A 13,488-nucleotide genomic window follows, 5' to 3' on the forward strand; every position below is an offset into this window, starting at 1 on the left:
GCCTTCGCGTTCACAGGGAAGCTGTTGGTGCGTCAGTTCTTCGGCGGATGGGTGAAACCGCCGAAGCCACCCGGGCCGCCGCCTTCGCCACCGGTCCCGAAGGAGCCTCCGACCGCTGCCGGGTTCAGCTCCTTCACCTCGTCGGCCCCGAGCACCGCACCCGTCGACCGCTTGCTGCGCCGCAGCCACCCCTCCAGCCAGCTCGCGAAGCTCGTGAGGAGGAAGTTGACGATGATGTAGATGATCCCCACGACGATGAAGCTCGGGATCACGTTCGCGTAATTCGCCGCGAGCGTGCCGCGCGCGTTCAGCAGCTCGGTGAAGCCGAGCATCACGCCGCCCAGCGCGGTGTCCTTCACGATGACGACCAGCTGGGTGACGATCGCCGGGAGCATCGCCGTGACCGCCTGCGGCAGCAGGACGCTGGTCATGGTCTGGCTTTTGCGCAGACCGATGGCCTGAGCCGCCTCGGTCTGTCCCTTGGGCAGGGCGAGGATGCCCGCGCGGACGATCTCCGCGAGGACCGAGGCGTTGTAGAGCACCAGGCCGGTGACGACCGCGTACAGGGGCCGGTCCTCGCTGCTGACGTCCGTGGAGCGGGCGTAGAACTCGTTGGCGAACAGCATCAGCAGCAGTACCGGGATGGCCCGGAAGAACTCCACCACCGCGCCGGCCGGAATCCGTACCCACCGGTGGTCGGACATCCGGGCGATGCCGAGGACGGCGCCCAGCGGCAGCGCGATGATCATGGCCAGCGCCGCGGCCTTGAGCGTGTCACCGAGGCCCGGCAGCAGGTACGTCGTCCACGCCTCCGACTCGGTGAACGGCTTCCACAGGGACCACTCCAGCTGGCCCTTGTCGTCCATCACCGTGTAGACCCACCACAGCAGGAGGGCCAGCAGGGCGAAGAAGACGACCGAGAAGATGATGTTGCGCCGCTTGGCCCCGGGGCCGGGGGCGTCGTAGAGGACCGAGGTCACCGCTTCACCGCCAGTCGCTTGCTCAGCCAGCCGAGGATCAGGCCGGTGGGCAGGGTCAGTACCACGAAACCGAAGGCGAAGACCGCGCCGATGAGCAGCGTCTGAGCCTCGTTCTCGATCATTTCCTTCATCAGCAGGGCGGCCTCCGCCACACCGATCGTGGCCGCCACCGTCGTGTTCTTGGTGAGCGCGATCAGGACGTTCGCCAGCGGGCCGATCACCGAGCGGAACGCCTGCGGCAGCACGACGAGACGCAGGACCTGGCTGAAGCTCAGTCCGATCGCGCGGGCCGCCTCCGCCTGCCCGACCGGCACCGTGTTGATGCCGGAGCGCAGCGCCTCGCACACGAAGGCCGCGGTGTACGCGACCAGGCCGAGCACCGCCAGGCGGAAGCCCTGGACCTCGAAGTCGTCGGGCGCGCCCATGGTCATGCCGAAGATGTCGGCGAGACCGAGCGAGGTGAAGACGATGATGACGGTGAGCGGGATGTTCCGGACGATGTTCACGTAGGCGGTCCCGAACCCGCGCATCAGCGGCACCGGGCTGACCCGCATCGCCGCCAGCAGGGTGCCCCAGACCAGGGAGCCGATGGCCGAGAACACGGTGAGCTGCACCGTCACCCAGAAGGCACCCAACAAGGTTGGATCGTCATAGTCAGAAATGAAGTCGAACACGATCTCCCGCGCTTCCGGGTGTGTGGCGTACGTGGCGGACGTGGCGTGCCGCCGCCCTGATCGCGGCGGGCGGCGGCACGCCTCGGCAATTCCGCGTTACTGGACTGCCAGAGCCTTACTTGACGATGTTGCCGATCTTCGGAGCCGGCTCGTTCTTGTAACCGGCCGGGCCGAAGTTCTCCTGGACGGCCTTCTCCCAGGACTTGTCGGCGACCATCTTCTCCAGCGCGTCGTTGATCTTGTTCAGGGTCTCGGTGTCGCCCTTCTTGACGCCGATGCCGTAGTTCTCGTTGCTGAGCTTCAGACCGGCCAGCTTGAACTTGCCCTTGTACGCGTCCTGCGCGGCGTAACCGGCGAGGATCGAGTCGTCGGTGGTCAGCGCGTCGACGGCACCGCTCTGCAGGCCGGCGATGCACTCCGAGTACGTGCCGTACGTCCGCAGCTGAGCCTTCGGGGCGAAGTCGTCCTTGACGTTCTGCGCCGACGTCGAGCCGGTGACCGAACACAGCTTCTTGCCGTTGAGGTCCGTGGCCTCGGTGATGTCCGAGTCCTTCTTGACCAGCAGGTCCTGGTGGGCCAGCAGGTACGGGCCGGCGAAGTCGACCTTCTGCTTGCGCTCGTCGGTGATGGAGTACGTCGCGGCGATGAACTTCACGTCGCCGCGGGACAGCGCGTTCTCACGGTCGGCGCTCTTGGTCTCGACCCACTCGATCTCGTCGGGCTCGTAGCCGAGTTCCTTGGCCACGTACGTCGCCACGTCGACGTCGAAGCCGGAGAAGGAACCGTCGGGCTCCTTCAGACCGAGACCGGGCTGGTCGTACTTGATGCCGATCTTGATCTTGTCGCCGCCGCCGGAACCCGAGCCCTCGTTGTCCTTGTCGCCGTCACCGCCGCACGCGGTGGCGGTGATCGACAGGACGAGCGCGGCCGCGGCCGCGGCGGTGACCTTGCGGAGCTTCATGGTGAACATCCTTTGCGTGGTGAAGGGGACGCGGGCCGTCCGGTGCGGGTGACGCGGCCGTCCGGTGCGGTGGTGCCGGCGGTGCGGGCCGTCCGGTGCGGGGGTGACGCGGGAGCGTCGCGCGGGGCGACGGGACCGGGTCAGTGGTGCAGGATCTTCGACAGGAAGTCCTTGGCGCGGTCGCTGCGCGGGTTGCTGAAGAACTGGTCGGGCGCAGCCTCTTCGACGATGCGGCCGTCCGCCATGAACACCACGCGGTTTGCTGCCGATCGCGCGAAGCCCATCTCGTGGGTGACCACGATCATGGTCATGCCCTCACGGGCGAGCTGCTGCATGACCTCCAGGACCTCGTTGATCATCTCCGGGTCGAGAGCCGACGTCGGCTCGTCGAAGAGCATGACCTTGGGGCCCATGGCCAGGGCCCGCGCGATGGCGACACGCTGCTGCTGGCCGCCGGAGAGCTGCGCGGGGTACTTGTCCGCCTGCGCCGCCACGCCGACCCGGTCCAGCAGGGCGCGCGCCTTCTCCTCGGCCTGCTTCTTGTCCGCCTTGCGGACCTTGATCTGGCCGAGCATCACGTTCTCGAGCACGGTCTTGTGCGCGAAGAGGTTGAAGGACTGGAACACCATCCCGACGTCGGCGCGCAGCCGGGCCAGCTCCTTGCCCTCCTGGGGCAGCGGCTTGCCGTCGATCGTGATCGTGCCGGAGTCGATCGTCTCGAGGCGGTTGATGGTGCGGCACAGGGTGGACTTCCCGGACCCGGAGGGCCCGATGACCACGACGACCTCGCCGCGGGCGATCGTGAGATCGATGTCCTGGAGTACGTGCAACGCGCCGAAGTGCTTGTTGACGCTCTTCAGGACGACCAGTTCGCCGGTCGCGGCCGAATCTTCCTTGGCCACCGATACTTCGGTCATCGCTTGCTGGCTCCGTCCTCCTCGGGTTTCGGAGGACACTAATAACCCTACGCGACCTGCGTCATTACATCTGAGGGGAATCTGAGCATCACGATCCGATAGCAATCGGACACCTGTCGTAGCACTTGTGACCTGCGCGCGTATCGGCCGGATAACTTCGGGGCCGCACAACCGGAACCCTCTTGACGCCGTCCTCATCCATCAGCGTGACTGCCTTGGTGCACCCGCGCGCGTGCACGCGTTTGTACCCGCGCGATCCGTCCAGCCGATGAACCGAAGGGGGCCGGGATGAGACTTCTCCTCGTCGAGGACGACAACCATGTCGCCACCGCGCTGTCCGCGGTCCTCGCGCGGCACGGCTTCGACGTCACGCACGCGCGCAGCGGCGAGGAGGCACTGCAGGCCCTGGTGCCCGAGGGCCCCGGCTTCGGCGTCGTCCTGCTCGACCTCGGCCTGCCCGACCAGGACGGCTACGAGGTGTGCAGCAAGATCCGCAAGCGCACCGCCACACCGGTGATCATGGTCACCGCGCGGTCCGACGTCCGCTCCCGCATCCACGGCCTCAACCTCGGGGCCGACGACTACGTCGTGAAGCCGTACGACACCGGGGAGTTGCTCGCGCGGATCCACGCGGTGAGCCGGCGCACCGCCCACGAGGACGCCACCGGCCCCGTCGAGACCGCCGTCCACCTGGGCCCCGTCCGCATCGAGCTGCCCACCCGCCAGGTCAGCGTGGACGGCTCGGTCGTCCAGCTGACCCGCAAGGAGTTCGACCTCCTGGCCCTGCTGGCGCAGCGCCCGGGCGTGGTCTTCCGGCGGGAACAGATCATCAGCGAGGTCTGGCGGACCAGCTGGGAGGGGACCGGCCGCACCCTGGAGGTGCATGTCGCGTCCCTGCGGGCCAAGCTGCGCATGCCGACGCTCATCGAGACCGTGCGCGGCGTCGGTTACCGGCTCGTCGCTCCGGACGCGTAGCGGGGCAGGGTGCGCACACGTCTTCTGCCGCTGCTCATCGTCCTGATGGCGGCCGTGCTGCTGGCGCTCGGCGTCCCGCTCGCCGTCAGTCTCGCGGCGGCCCAGCAGCAGAAGGTCGTCGTCGACCGGATCGACGACACCGCGCGGTTCGCGGCCCTCGCCCAGTTCGTCACCGCCGACCCCACGGTGCGCGACGAGCGCCGCGAGACGCTGAGACGCGAACTGATCAGCTACCACAAGGTCTACGGCATTCGTGCCGGTGTCTTCTACCACGACGACATCCCCATGGCTCATGCGCCCGACGACTGGCTGCTCCCTCGATCGGGTGAGGTGCGGGCCGCCGTCGACGAGGCGTTCCTGAGCCGCCGCAGCCACGACCCGAAGCAGGTGTGGCCCTGGCAGCGGCACCGTCTGGTCGTCGCCTCGCCGGTGATCCGGGACGGCGACGTCGTCGCGGTGGTGGTCACCGACTCGCCGACCGGCCAGATGCGGTCGCGGATCCTGCGCGGCTGGCTGGTCATCGCCGCGGGCGAGACCGCCGCGATGCTGCTGGCCGTGGGCGCCGCGCTCCGGCTCACCGGCTGGGTGCTCAGGCCCGTCCGCGTCCTGGACGCCACCACCCACGACATCGCCACCGGGCGGCTCAAGTCGAGGGTGGCCGTGGCCAGCGGGCCGCCGGAGCTGAGACGGCTGGCCCGGTCGTTCAACGAGATGGCCGACAACGTCGAGAACGTCCTGGAGCAGCAGCGCGCCTTCGTCGCCGACGCCTCCCACCAGCTGCGCAACCCCCTCGCGGCACTGCTGCTGCGCATCGAGCTGCTGGCGCTCGAACTGCCCGAGGGCAACGAGGAGATCGCCTCCGTCCAGGCCGAGGGCAAGCGCCTCGCGCAGGTCCTGGACGACCTGCTCGACCTGGCGCTCGCCGAGCACGTCGAGGCCGATCTGGGCCTCACCGACATCGGCGCGCTCACCGCCGAGCGCGTCGCCGCCTGGGCGCCGACCGCCGAGGCGAAGGGCGTACGGTTGGTGGCCGACTGCCCGCCCACCACCGCCTGGGCCGACGCGGTCACCCTGTCCAGCGCGCTGGACGCGGTGATCGACAACGCGCTGAAGTTCACCCCGGCGGGCGAGCTGGTGGAGGTCCGCGTCGCGTCCCACGGCGACACCTCGACCGTCGTGGTCGCGGACCGCGGCCCCGGCCTCACCGACGAGGAACTGACCCGCGTGGGAGACCGTTTCTGGCGCAGCAACCGCCATCAGAACGTCAAAGGCTCAGGCCTCGGCCTGTCCATCAGCCGGGCGCTGCTCGCCTCGGCGGGCGGTTCGATCACGTACGACCACCACGAGCCGCACGGGCTGAAGGTGACGGTGACCGTGCCCAGGAGCGGGCCGGCGGCGTGAAAAGGAGGGCACCGCGCGGGCGCTCCGCTGGGGCCTTCTCCCCTTACGGCTTCACCGAGCGGTAGTAGCGCCGCGCGCCCTCGTGCAGGGTCAGCGGGTCGGTGTAGATCGCGGTGCGCAGGTCGACCAGCTGGGCGGAGTGCACGTGCGCGCCGATGCGGTCGCGGCTCTTGATGACGGTCCGGGTCAGCCACTCGGTCAGCCGGGGATCCATGTCCTTGCGGGTGATGAGCAGGTTGGACACCGCGAGCGTCGGCACGGCCTGCCCCATCTGGATGGTCGGGTAGGCCGACTCGGGCATGTTCGTGGCGCGGTAGTACCGCGTGGCGGCGCGCTGCTTGTGCAGCTTGGCGACCAGATCGGGACTGACCGGGATGAACCGGAACGACTCGGTCTTGGTGAGCTTGCGCAAACCGTCCGTCGGCAGTCCGCCCGACCAGAAGAACGCGTCGAGCTTCGTGCCCAGCTTCCTCGGACCGGTGTCGATGCCGTCCGGGTACGGCGTGATGTCCTTCTCCGGGTCGATGCCGACCGCCTTGAGCAGCCGGGTCGCGATCAGCCGCACCCCCGAGTCGGGCAGCCCTATGGCGACCCGTTTGCCGCGCAGGTCCGCCACGGACTCGATCTCCGAGTGCGGCGGGACGACGAGTTGCACGTAGTCGTCGTACAGACGAGCCACCCCGCGCAGCCGGTCGGCGCCCTCGCCGCCGAGCTTGTACGTCTCCACCGCGTCGGCCGCGGCGATGGTGAAGTCCGCCTTCCCGGTGGCCACGCGGGCGACGTTCTCCTGCGAGCCGTCACTGGTGAGCAGCTCCACCTTGAGGCCCGGCATGTCCTTGGCGAGTTCCTTGCGCAGCCGGTCGCCGTACTCGTAATAGACGCCCGCGCGGGTGCCCGTGCTGAACGTGACCGTCCCGCGCGGTGGCTCCTCCTCCAGCGGCAGCAGCCACCACAGCAGCAGCCCGAGAGCCACGACAGCGACGGCCGCGCTCTGCAGGAGGCGGCGCCGGCCGGTGCGGGGGAACAGCTTGGACATGCGGGCGATCCTGCCAGCCCGCAGCCCACCTGACCAGGGCCGGAATCACAGAGGGCGGTGTCGGTGGCGGCCGCTACAGTCGACGCATGAGTTCCTCGCCCGCCGACCTGGTCCGTGAGTTCCACCTCGCCTTCGGCCTCGACGCCCGTACGACACCGACCGAGGTCTCACCGGAACTGGCCGCGCAGAGAGGGGCCCTGCTCGCCGAGGAGGCCGCGGAGGTCGCCGAGGTCTCGGTCGACGGCCCGCTCGACCGGCTCGCGCACGAACTGGCGGACGTCGTCTACGTGGCGTACGGCACCGCCCTCGTCCACGGCATCGACCTCGACCAGGTGATCGCCGAGATCCACCGCTCCAACATGACCAAGCTGGGCCCCGACGGCACCGTCGTCCGCAGGGCCGACGGCAAGGTCCTCAAGGGGGAGCACTACGAGAAGCCCGACGTGGCGGCGGTGCTGCGGCGCCAGGGGTGGCGGGCGGAGGGGACCTGAGAGCTTCCCGTCCGTCCGTCCGCGCGCGACGCCTGCCCGCCCGCCTGTTGAGTCGTCCCCCGCGTCGAGGGAGCCCTATCGGCCCGCTCGGGGGCGGACGCCTGGTAGTCGCCCAACCCCCGAGGGGGAGGCGTCTCAGTCGCCGACCGGCGCCTGCGCCCGCTGTTCCTCGTCGGCCGGCCGGACGGCCGACGCGGTCCGCGCGCGGGCCGCGCGGCGGCGGGTCCACCACATCGCCACCGGCTCGGTGTACCGCGCGGTGAGCGGTCCGAGGACGACCAGCAGCAGGACGTACGCGGTGGCCAGCGGGCCCAGCGCCGGTTCGATGCCCGCGGTGACCGCCAGCCCGGCGATGACGATCGAGAACTCCCCGCGCGCCACCAGCGCGCCGCCCGTCCGCCACCGTCCCTTGACGGAGATCCCGGCCCGCCGGGCCGCCCAGTAGCCGGTGGCGATTTTCGTCAGGGCGGTGACGACGGCCAGCGCGAGCGCGGGCAGCAGCACCGGGGGAATGCTCGCCGGATCGGTGTGCAGCCCGAAGAAGACGAAGAACACCGCGGCGAACAGGTCCCGCAGCGGGCTCAGCAGGGTGTGCGCGCCCTCCGCGACCTCCCCGGACAGCGCGATGCCGACCAGGAAGGCGCCCACGGCCGCGGACACCTGGAGCTGCTGGGCGACCCCGGCGACCAGGATCGTCAGACCGAGCACCACCAGCAGCAGCTTCTCCGGGTCGTCGCTGGAGACGAACCGCGAGATGACCCGCCCGTAGCGCACGGCCGCGAAGAGCACCAGCCCCGCGACGCCCAGCGCGATGGCCAGTGTCACGCTCCCGGCGGCGAGACCGACGCCGGCGACCAGCGCGGTGACGATCGGCAGGTACACGGCCATCGCCAGGTCCTCCAGGACCAGCACGCTGAGGATGACCGGCGTCTCCCGGTTGCCGATCCGCCCCAGCTCGCCGAGCACCTTGGCGATGACCCCGGAAGAGGAGATCCAGGTGACCCCGGCGAGGACGACGGCGGCGACCGGTCCCCAGCCGAGCAACAGCGCCGCCGCGGCGCCCGGCAGCGCGTTGAGCGCGCAGTCCACCAGACCGGCCGGGTAGTGCGCCTTGAGGTTGGAGACGAGGTCGCTCGCCGAGTACTCCAGGCCGAGCATCAGCAGCAGCAGGATCACGCCGATCTCGGCGCCCGTGGCGATGAACTGCTCGCTCGCGCCGAGCGGCAGCAGCCCGCCCTCGCCGAAGGCCAGACCCGCCAGCAGATACAGCGGTATGGGGGAGAAACGGAACCGCGCGGCGACCCGGCCGAGCAGGCCGAGCCCCAGGATGATGGAACCGAACTCGATCAACAGGACCGCGGAGTGCACGCGCTCACTCCCGTCCGAGTATCGCGGCGGCCGCGTCGACGCCCTCCCGCGTGCCGATGACGATCAGGATGTCACCGCCCGCCAGCCGGAAGTCCGGCGCCGGGGACGGGATCGCCTCCGCCCGCCGCAGCACCGCGACCACGGAGGCGCCCGTCTCGGTCCGCATCCGGGTCTCGCCGAGCACCCGCCCGTTCCAGTGCGAGGTCGCGGCCACCTCGATCCGCTCGGCCACCAGGCCCAGGTCGGTGGTGTAGAGCAGGCTCGTGCTGTGGTGCGCCGGCATCAGCGCGTCGATCAGCGCGCCCGCCTCGGCACCGGTCAGCCGCAGCGACTGGGCGCACGAGTCGGGGTCGTCCGCGCGGTACACGGCGACCGTCCGGGCGCCGTCCCGGTGCGCGACCACGGACAGATGGCGCTGTTCACGCGTCACGAGGTCGTACTGGACCCCGATACCCGGCAGCGGCGTCGCCTTCAGGCGTGGAGCGGACACGTTTCTTCCCTCTTGTTTCGCTGGGCCTGTGCACCGTACTCGCCTCGCTCGGCGGCCGGACCCGGACCTCGCTCGGCGGTACGACCCGGAGTCCCCCGCTCATGACGGGGGACTCCCGCCGGTCATGCTGTCACCCGGCCGTACGGTGACGACACGGGTGTTGTCACGGATATACGCGGGCGGCGGGCGGCGGCAAGGCTGGACCGGGCACGGCCGGACGGAGTGGGACCGGACGGAGTGGGAAGCGTGTCGCTGTTCCAGCGGCTTTCTCCCTCAACTCCGTCGGCCTGATCACGGCCGCCGCGCTGCTCCTCGGCCCGGTCACCGTGTCCACGCCCGTCCTGCCCGGCGAGGCGCTGGTCGTCATCGGCGGTCTCGCGGCGCTGCTGGCCGGGAACGCGGTCGTGCTCCGCACCGGACTCGCCCCCTGCAACGGCTGGGCCGGGCCATGGCGGCGGCCGACCTGCTGCGGCCGGGGGGCCCGCGCGGTCGCCGAGGGCCACACCTCCAAGGAGATCGCCGAGCTGCTGTTCATCAGTGCCAGGACCGTCGAACGCCACCGCGCGAACCTGCTGCACAAGCTGGGCCTGCGCGACCGCCCGTTACTGACCCGCTACGCGATACGCGCGGGCCTGATCGAGCCGTGAGCCGTGAGCCGTGAGGCGACCGGTAGCCGGGGCTGGGCGCGCGTGAGCGGACGGCCGCGGCCTCGCCGGCCGAGTGGCCACGGGCCTCGGCCGACCGGGTGACCGGCGCCTCCCCGGCCGGTTGTCCACAGGCGGCCCGAGCCACGTCCGCCGACCGCCTACCCTTGTCCCATGAGCAGCATCGACCAGAGCCAGACCGTGGGCGTCCGCACATACGAAGTACGCACCTACGGGTGCCAGATGAACGTCCATGATTCCGAGCGCCTGGCCGGTCTGCTGGAAGACGCGGGCTACGTGCGCGCGCCCGAGGGTTCGGACGGCGACGCGGACGTCGTCGTCTTCAACACCTGCGCGGTCCGTGAGAACGCCGACAACCGGCTGTACGGCAACCTGGGCCACCTCGCCCCGAAGAAGGCCAAGCGGCCCGGCATGCAGATCGCGGTCGGCGGCTGCCTCGCCCAGAAGGACCGCGACACCATCGTGAAGAAGGCGCCCTGGGTGGACGTCGTCTTCGGCACGCACAACATCGGCAAGCTGCCGGTCCTGCTGGAACGCGCGCGCGTGCAGGAGGAGGCGCAGGTCGAGATCGCCGAGTCGCTGGAGGCGTTCCCCTCCACGCTGCCGACCCGGCGCGAGAGCGCGTACGCCGCGTGGGTGTCGATCTCCGTCGGCTGCAACAACACCTGCACCTTCTGCATCGTCCCGGCGCTGCGCGGCAAGGAGAAGGACCGGCGCCCCGGCGACATCCTCGCCGAGGTCGAGGCCTTGGTCGCCGAGGGCGTCTCCGAGATCACGCTGCTCGGCCAGAACGTCAACGCGTACGGTTCCGACATCGGCGACCGCGAGGCCTTCAGCAAGCTGCTGCGGGCCTGCGGCCGGATCGAGGGCCTGGAGCGGGTGCGCTTCACCTCCCCGCACCCGCGCGACTTCACCGACGACGTCATCGCCGCCATGGCCGAGACGCCGAACGTGATGCCCCAGCTCCACATGCCGCTCCAGTCCGGCTCGGACACCGTCCTGAAGGCGATGCGCCGCTCCTACCGCCAGGAGCGCTACCTCGGCATCATCGAGAAGGTCCGCGCGGCCATTCCGCACGCCGCGATCACCACCGACATCATCGTGGGCTTCCCCGGCGAGACCGAGGAGGACTTCGAGCAGACCCTGCACGTGGTGCGCGAGGCCCGCTTCGCCCAGGCCTTCACCTTCCAGTACTCCAAGCGCCCGGGCACCCCGGCCGCCGAGATGGACAACCAGATCCCCAAGGAGGTCGTCCAGGCGCGCTACGAGCGGCTGGTGGCCCTCCAGGAGGAGATCTCCTGGGAGGAGAACAAGAAGCAGGTCGGCCGCACCCTGGAGCTGATGGTCGCCGAAGGCGAGGGCCGCAAGGACGGCGCCACGCACCGGCTCTCCGGCCGCGCCCCCGACAACCGCCTGGTCCACTTCACCAAGCCGGACGAGGAGGTGCGCCCCGGCGACGTGGTCACCGTCGAGGTCACCTACGCCGCCCCGCACCACCTCCTCGCCGAAGGCCCGGTCCTCGCCGTGCGCCGCACCCGCGCGGGGGACGCCTGGGAGAAGCGGAACGCCGCGCAGGCCGCCAAGCCGGCGGGTGTGATGCTGGGCCTGCCGAAGATCGGCGTGCCGCAGCCGCTGCCGGCCGCCACGGCAGGCGCCTGCGGCTGCGACTGACGGTCCGTCCGGACGGTCGTCGACCGCGCGGACGGACGCGGTGAGCCGCCGCGGCGCGCGGGGGTTACGCTGCCGATCATGCTTGTCGCCGCCGCAGTATGCCCCTGCCCGCCGCTCCTGGTGCCCGCGGTCGCCGCGGGTGCCGCGCCCGAACTGGACGCCGCGCGTGCCGCCTGCACGGACGCCCTCGGGGTGCTCGCCGCCGCCCGGCCCGACCGGCTGGTGGTGGTCGGGCCCGCCGGAGACGGCCACCGCGGCCCGGACCCCGGCCCGGACCCCGGGGCCGGTGGACCGCACGCGTCGGCCGAGGGGCCGTACACGGGGTCCGAGACGTCGTACGCGGGAGTCCGGTCGTTCCCGGAGGGCACGCCGGGTTCCTTCCGTGGCTTCGGTGTGGACCTCGGCGTACGCCTGGGCCGGGAGCAGGCCGCCGGGCCGGAGCGCGAGCTGCCGGCGTCGCTGGCGGTCGCCGCCTGGCTGCTGGAGCGCACCGGGTGGTCCGATGCACCGATCGAGGGACTGGCGGTGGCGGAACCGCTCGACGCCGAGCGGTGTATCCACGTCGGAAGGGACATCGCGGGGCAGGCCGGGAGAGTGGCGCTGCTGGTGATGGGCGACGCCAGCGCGTGCCGGACGGTCAAGGCGCCGGGCTATCTGGACGAGCGGGCGGCGCCCTTCGACGCGGAGGTCGCGCGTGCGCTGGGGGCGGCGGACGTCGCGGCGCTCAAGGCGCTCGACACCGGGCTGGCCCGGGAGCTGAAGGCCTCGGGGCGCGCGCCGTGGCAGGTGCTCGCGGGCGCCGCCGAGGACGCGGGGCTCAGCGGCGCGCTGCTGTACGAGGACGCGCCGTACGGAGTGGGCTACTTGGTGGCCGCCTGGTCGTAGGCCGCGTGCGGTTCCGCAAACGGCGGACGGCCGGGAGCCTGCAGCTCCGCGGCCGTCCGCCGTATGCGTTGTCCAGCTTGTCCTGCTTGTCCTGCGTGTACAGCGGCCACTCGGCCGCTACTGGTCGCGCGCCGTCGTGCGGTCCGTGTCGTCCCGCTCGGTCGTGCGGTGTTCGTCGCGCGGTGACCGACTGCCTCAGGAGGCCGGCGGCGGGGTGCTGGGCGGAGTGCCCGGCGGGGTGCTGGGCGGGGTGCCCGGCGGAGTGGCCGGCGGTGTGCCGGTGGTGCCTCCGGGCCCGGTGTCGTCCTTGTGGGCGAGCCGGTCCATGGCGTGCTTGGCCTTGCCGGAGCCGGACTGGATCCTGTCGCTGTACTTGCCCTTGGTGCGCTCGTCGACGACCTTGGCGGCACGGTCGATACCGTGCTGGATCTTGTCCCCGTGCTGTTGCGCGAGGCCGGAGACCTTGTCCTTGGCCGGGCTGATCTTGGCTTTCAGATTGTCGAACAGACCCATGGGTCCACCTTCCCTCGCGGGCAGTCTACGTGCGGGCGCCCTTGTCGGCCTCACTGTCGGCCGCCTCCACCGCGGACTGCTGCTTGGGGATGCCGACGGCGTCGGACGCGCCGGAGCCGGAGTCACCGGCCTCCGCCGTGGGCGCGCCCGCACCCGTGCCGGTGGCCTTGCCCGTGTCCGTACCCGTGCTCGTGCCCTTGTCCGTCGTCGGCTCCGTCATCGTCTCCGCCGCGGCGTCGCCGCCGACATCCGCTCCCGCGTCGGCCGATCCCTTCGCCTCCCCCGACTGGTCTGACTCCTTCGACTCGGAACCGGTCGACGACGTGCCGGCCGACGACGTGCCGGCCTGCGCCTCGGCGGCCGACGCCTCCTCGGTAGCCTTCGATCGCCGAAGAAGTCGCGCAAAAACGCCCATTTCCACTCCATACGTTACTTGTGCGGGCGAAATCCCGCGTCGCCCG

General features: G+C 70.9%; 14 protein-coding genes and 1 pseudogene. 6 read left to right on the forward strand and 9 right to left on the reverse strand.

Features of this window, described 5'->3' with window-relative positions; genetic code table 11:
* Positions 1-32: 32 nt before the first annotated feature.
* The 4 genes from AB0K92_RS12805 to AB0K92_RS12820 form a co-directional block, all read right to left on the reverse strand.
* The gene (locus AB0K92_RS12805; protein ID WP_365922115.1) at positions 33-980 is read right to left on the reverse strand and encodes an amino acid ABC transporter permease; all 948 of its coding nucleotides are present in this window, start codon (positions 978-980) and stop codon (positions 33-35) included.
* Positions 977-1,654, reverse strand: coding sequence for an amino acid ABC transporter permease (locus tag AB0K92_RS12810; protein WP_365922117.1), 678 nt, complete (start codon positions 1,652-1,654; stop codon positions 977-979). Before AB0K92_RS12810 ends, AB0K92_RS12805 begins: the two co-directional genes overlap by 4 nt.
* A gap of 115 nt (positions 1,655-1,769) precedes the next feature.
* A complete protein-coding gene (locus AB0K92_RS12815; RefSeq protein ID WP_365922119.1) occupies positions 1,770-2,615 on the reverse strand; it encodes a glutamate ABC transporter substrate-binding protein in 846 nt (281 codons plus the stop codon).
* A gap of 140 nt (positions 2,616-2,755) precedes the next feature.
* On the reverse strand, positions 2,756-3,532 hold the full coding sequence (locus tag AB0K92_RS12820) for an amino acid ABC transporter ATP-binding protein (RefSeq protein WP_365922121.1): 777 nt from the start codon (positions 3,530-3,532) through the stop codon (positions 2,756-2,758).
* Positions 3,533-3,820: 288 nt separating this feature from the next.
* Here AB0K92_RS12820 and AB0K92_RS12825 point away from each other — a divergent pair, with 288 nt between their 5' ends.
* Together AB0K92_RS12825 and AB0K92_RS12830 are read left to right on the forward strand one after the other, a co-directional pair.
* A complete protein-coding gene (locus tag AB0K92_RS12825) occupies positions 3,821-4,507 on the forward strand; it encodes a response regulator transcription factor (protein ID WP_365922123.1) in 687 nt (228 codons plus the stop codon).
* A gap of 9 nt (positions 4,508-4,516) precedes the next feature.
* Positions 4,517-5,908, forward strand: coding sequence for a HAMP domain-containing sensor histidine kinase (locus AB0K92_RS12830; protein ID WP_365922125.1), 1,392 nt, complete (start codon positions 4,517-4,519; stop codon positions 5,906-5,908).
* Positions 5,909-5,951: 43 nt separating this feature from the next.
* On the opposite strand, the gene AB0K92_RS12835 is transcribed toward AB0K92_RS12830, so the two are convergent.
* On the reverse strand, positions 5,952-6,944 hold the full coding sequence (locus AB0K92_RS12835; protein ID WP_365922127.1) for a TAXI family TRAP transporter solute-binding subunit: 993 nt from the start codon (positions 6,942-6,944) through the stop codon (positions 5,952-5,954).
* An 86-nt stretch (positions 6,945-7,030) separates the two neighbouring features.
* Between AB0K92_RS12835 and AB0K92_RS12840 the strand changes: the two genes are divergently transcribed.
* Positions 7,031-7,435: a MazG nucleotide pyrophosphohydrolase domain-containing protein gene (locus AB0K92_RS12840; RefSeq protein WP_365922129.1), complete on the forward strand. Its 405-nt coding sequence runs from the start codon at positions 7,031-7,033 to the stop codon at positions 7,433-7,435.
* A gap of 135 nt (positions 7,436-7,570) precedes the next feature.
* Here the strand turns inward: AB0K92_RS12840 and AB0K92_RS12845 are convergent, their stop codons facing one another.
* Both AB0K92_RS12845 and AB0K92_RS12850 read right to left on the reverse strand, forming a co-directional pair.
* On the reverse strand, positions 7,571-8,803 hold the full coding sequence (locus AB0K92_RS12845) for a cation:proton antiporter (protein ID WP_365922131.1): 1,233 nt from the start codon (positions 8,801-8,803) through the stop codon (positions 7,571-7,573).
* Positions 8,804-8,807: 4 nt separating this feature from the next.
* On the reverse strand, positions 8,808-9,293 hold the full coding sequence (locus tag AB0K92_RS12850; protein WP_365922133.1) for a TrkA C-terminal domain-containing protein: 486 nt from the start codon (positions 9,291-9,293) through the stop codon (positions 8,808-8,810).
* Between the two features lie 488 nt (positions 9,294-9,781).
* On the opposite strand from AB0K92_RS12850, the pseudogene AB0K92_RS12855 reads away from it, so the two are divergent.
* The 3 genes and pseudogenes from AB0K92_RS12855 to AB0K92_RS12865 form a co-directional block, all read left to right on the forward strand.
* A pseudogene (locus AB0K92_RS12855) lies at positions 9,782-9,940 on the forward strand (LuxR C-terminal-related transcriptional regulator); the annotation flags it as partial.
* 171 nt (positions 9,941-10,111) lie between these two features.
* Positions 10,112-11,629: a tRNA (N6-isopentenyl adenosine(37)-C2)-methylthiotransferase MiaB gene (miaB, locus tag AB0K92_RS12860; protein ID WP_365922135.1), complete on the forward strand. Its 1,518-nt coding sequence runs from the start codon at positions 10,112-10,114 to the stop codon at positions 11,627-11,629.
* Between the two features lie 78 nt (positions 11,630-11,707).
* Complete coding sequence (locus AB0K92_RS12865) at positions 11,708-12,514, forward strand: class III extradiol dioxygenase subunit B-like domain-containing protein (RefSeq protein WP_365922137.1); 807 nt, start codon at positions 11,708-11,710, stop codon at positions 12,512-12,514.
* A gap of 195 nt (positions 12,515-12,709) precedes the next feature.
* Here AB0K92_RS12865 and AB0K92_RS12870 read toward each other — a convergent pair whose 3' ends face one another.
* Positions 12,710-13,027 carry an antitoxin gene (locus AB0K92_RS12870; protein ID WP_365922139.1) on the reverse strand — a complete coding sequence of 106 codons (318 nt, stop codon included), beginning with the start codon at positions 13,025-13,027 and terminating at the stop codon, positions 12,710-12,712.
* A 25-nt stretch (positions 13,028-13,052) separates the two neighbouring features.
* Complete coding sequence (locus AB0K92_RS12875) at positions 13,053-13,442, reverse strand: hypothetical protein (RefSeq protein ID WP_365922141.1); 390 nt, start codon at positions 13,440-13,442, stop codon at positions 13,053-13,055.
* Positions 13,443-13,488: the final 46 nt, after the last annotated feature.

This window comes from Streptomyces sp. NPDC052687 (genome assembly GCF_040678395.1).
In the GTDB taxonomy this organism is placed as follows: Bacteria; Actinomycetota; Actinomycetes; order Streptomycetales; family Streptomycetaceae; genus Streptomyces.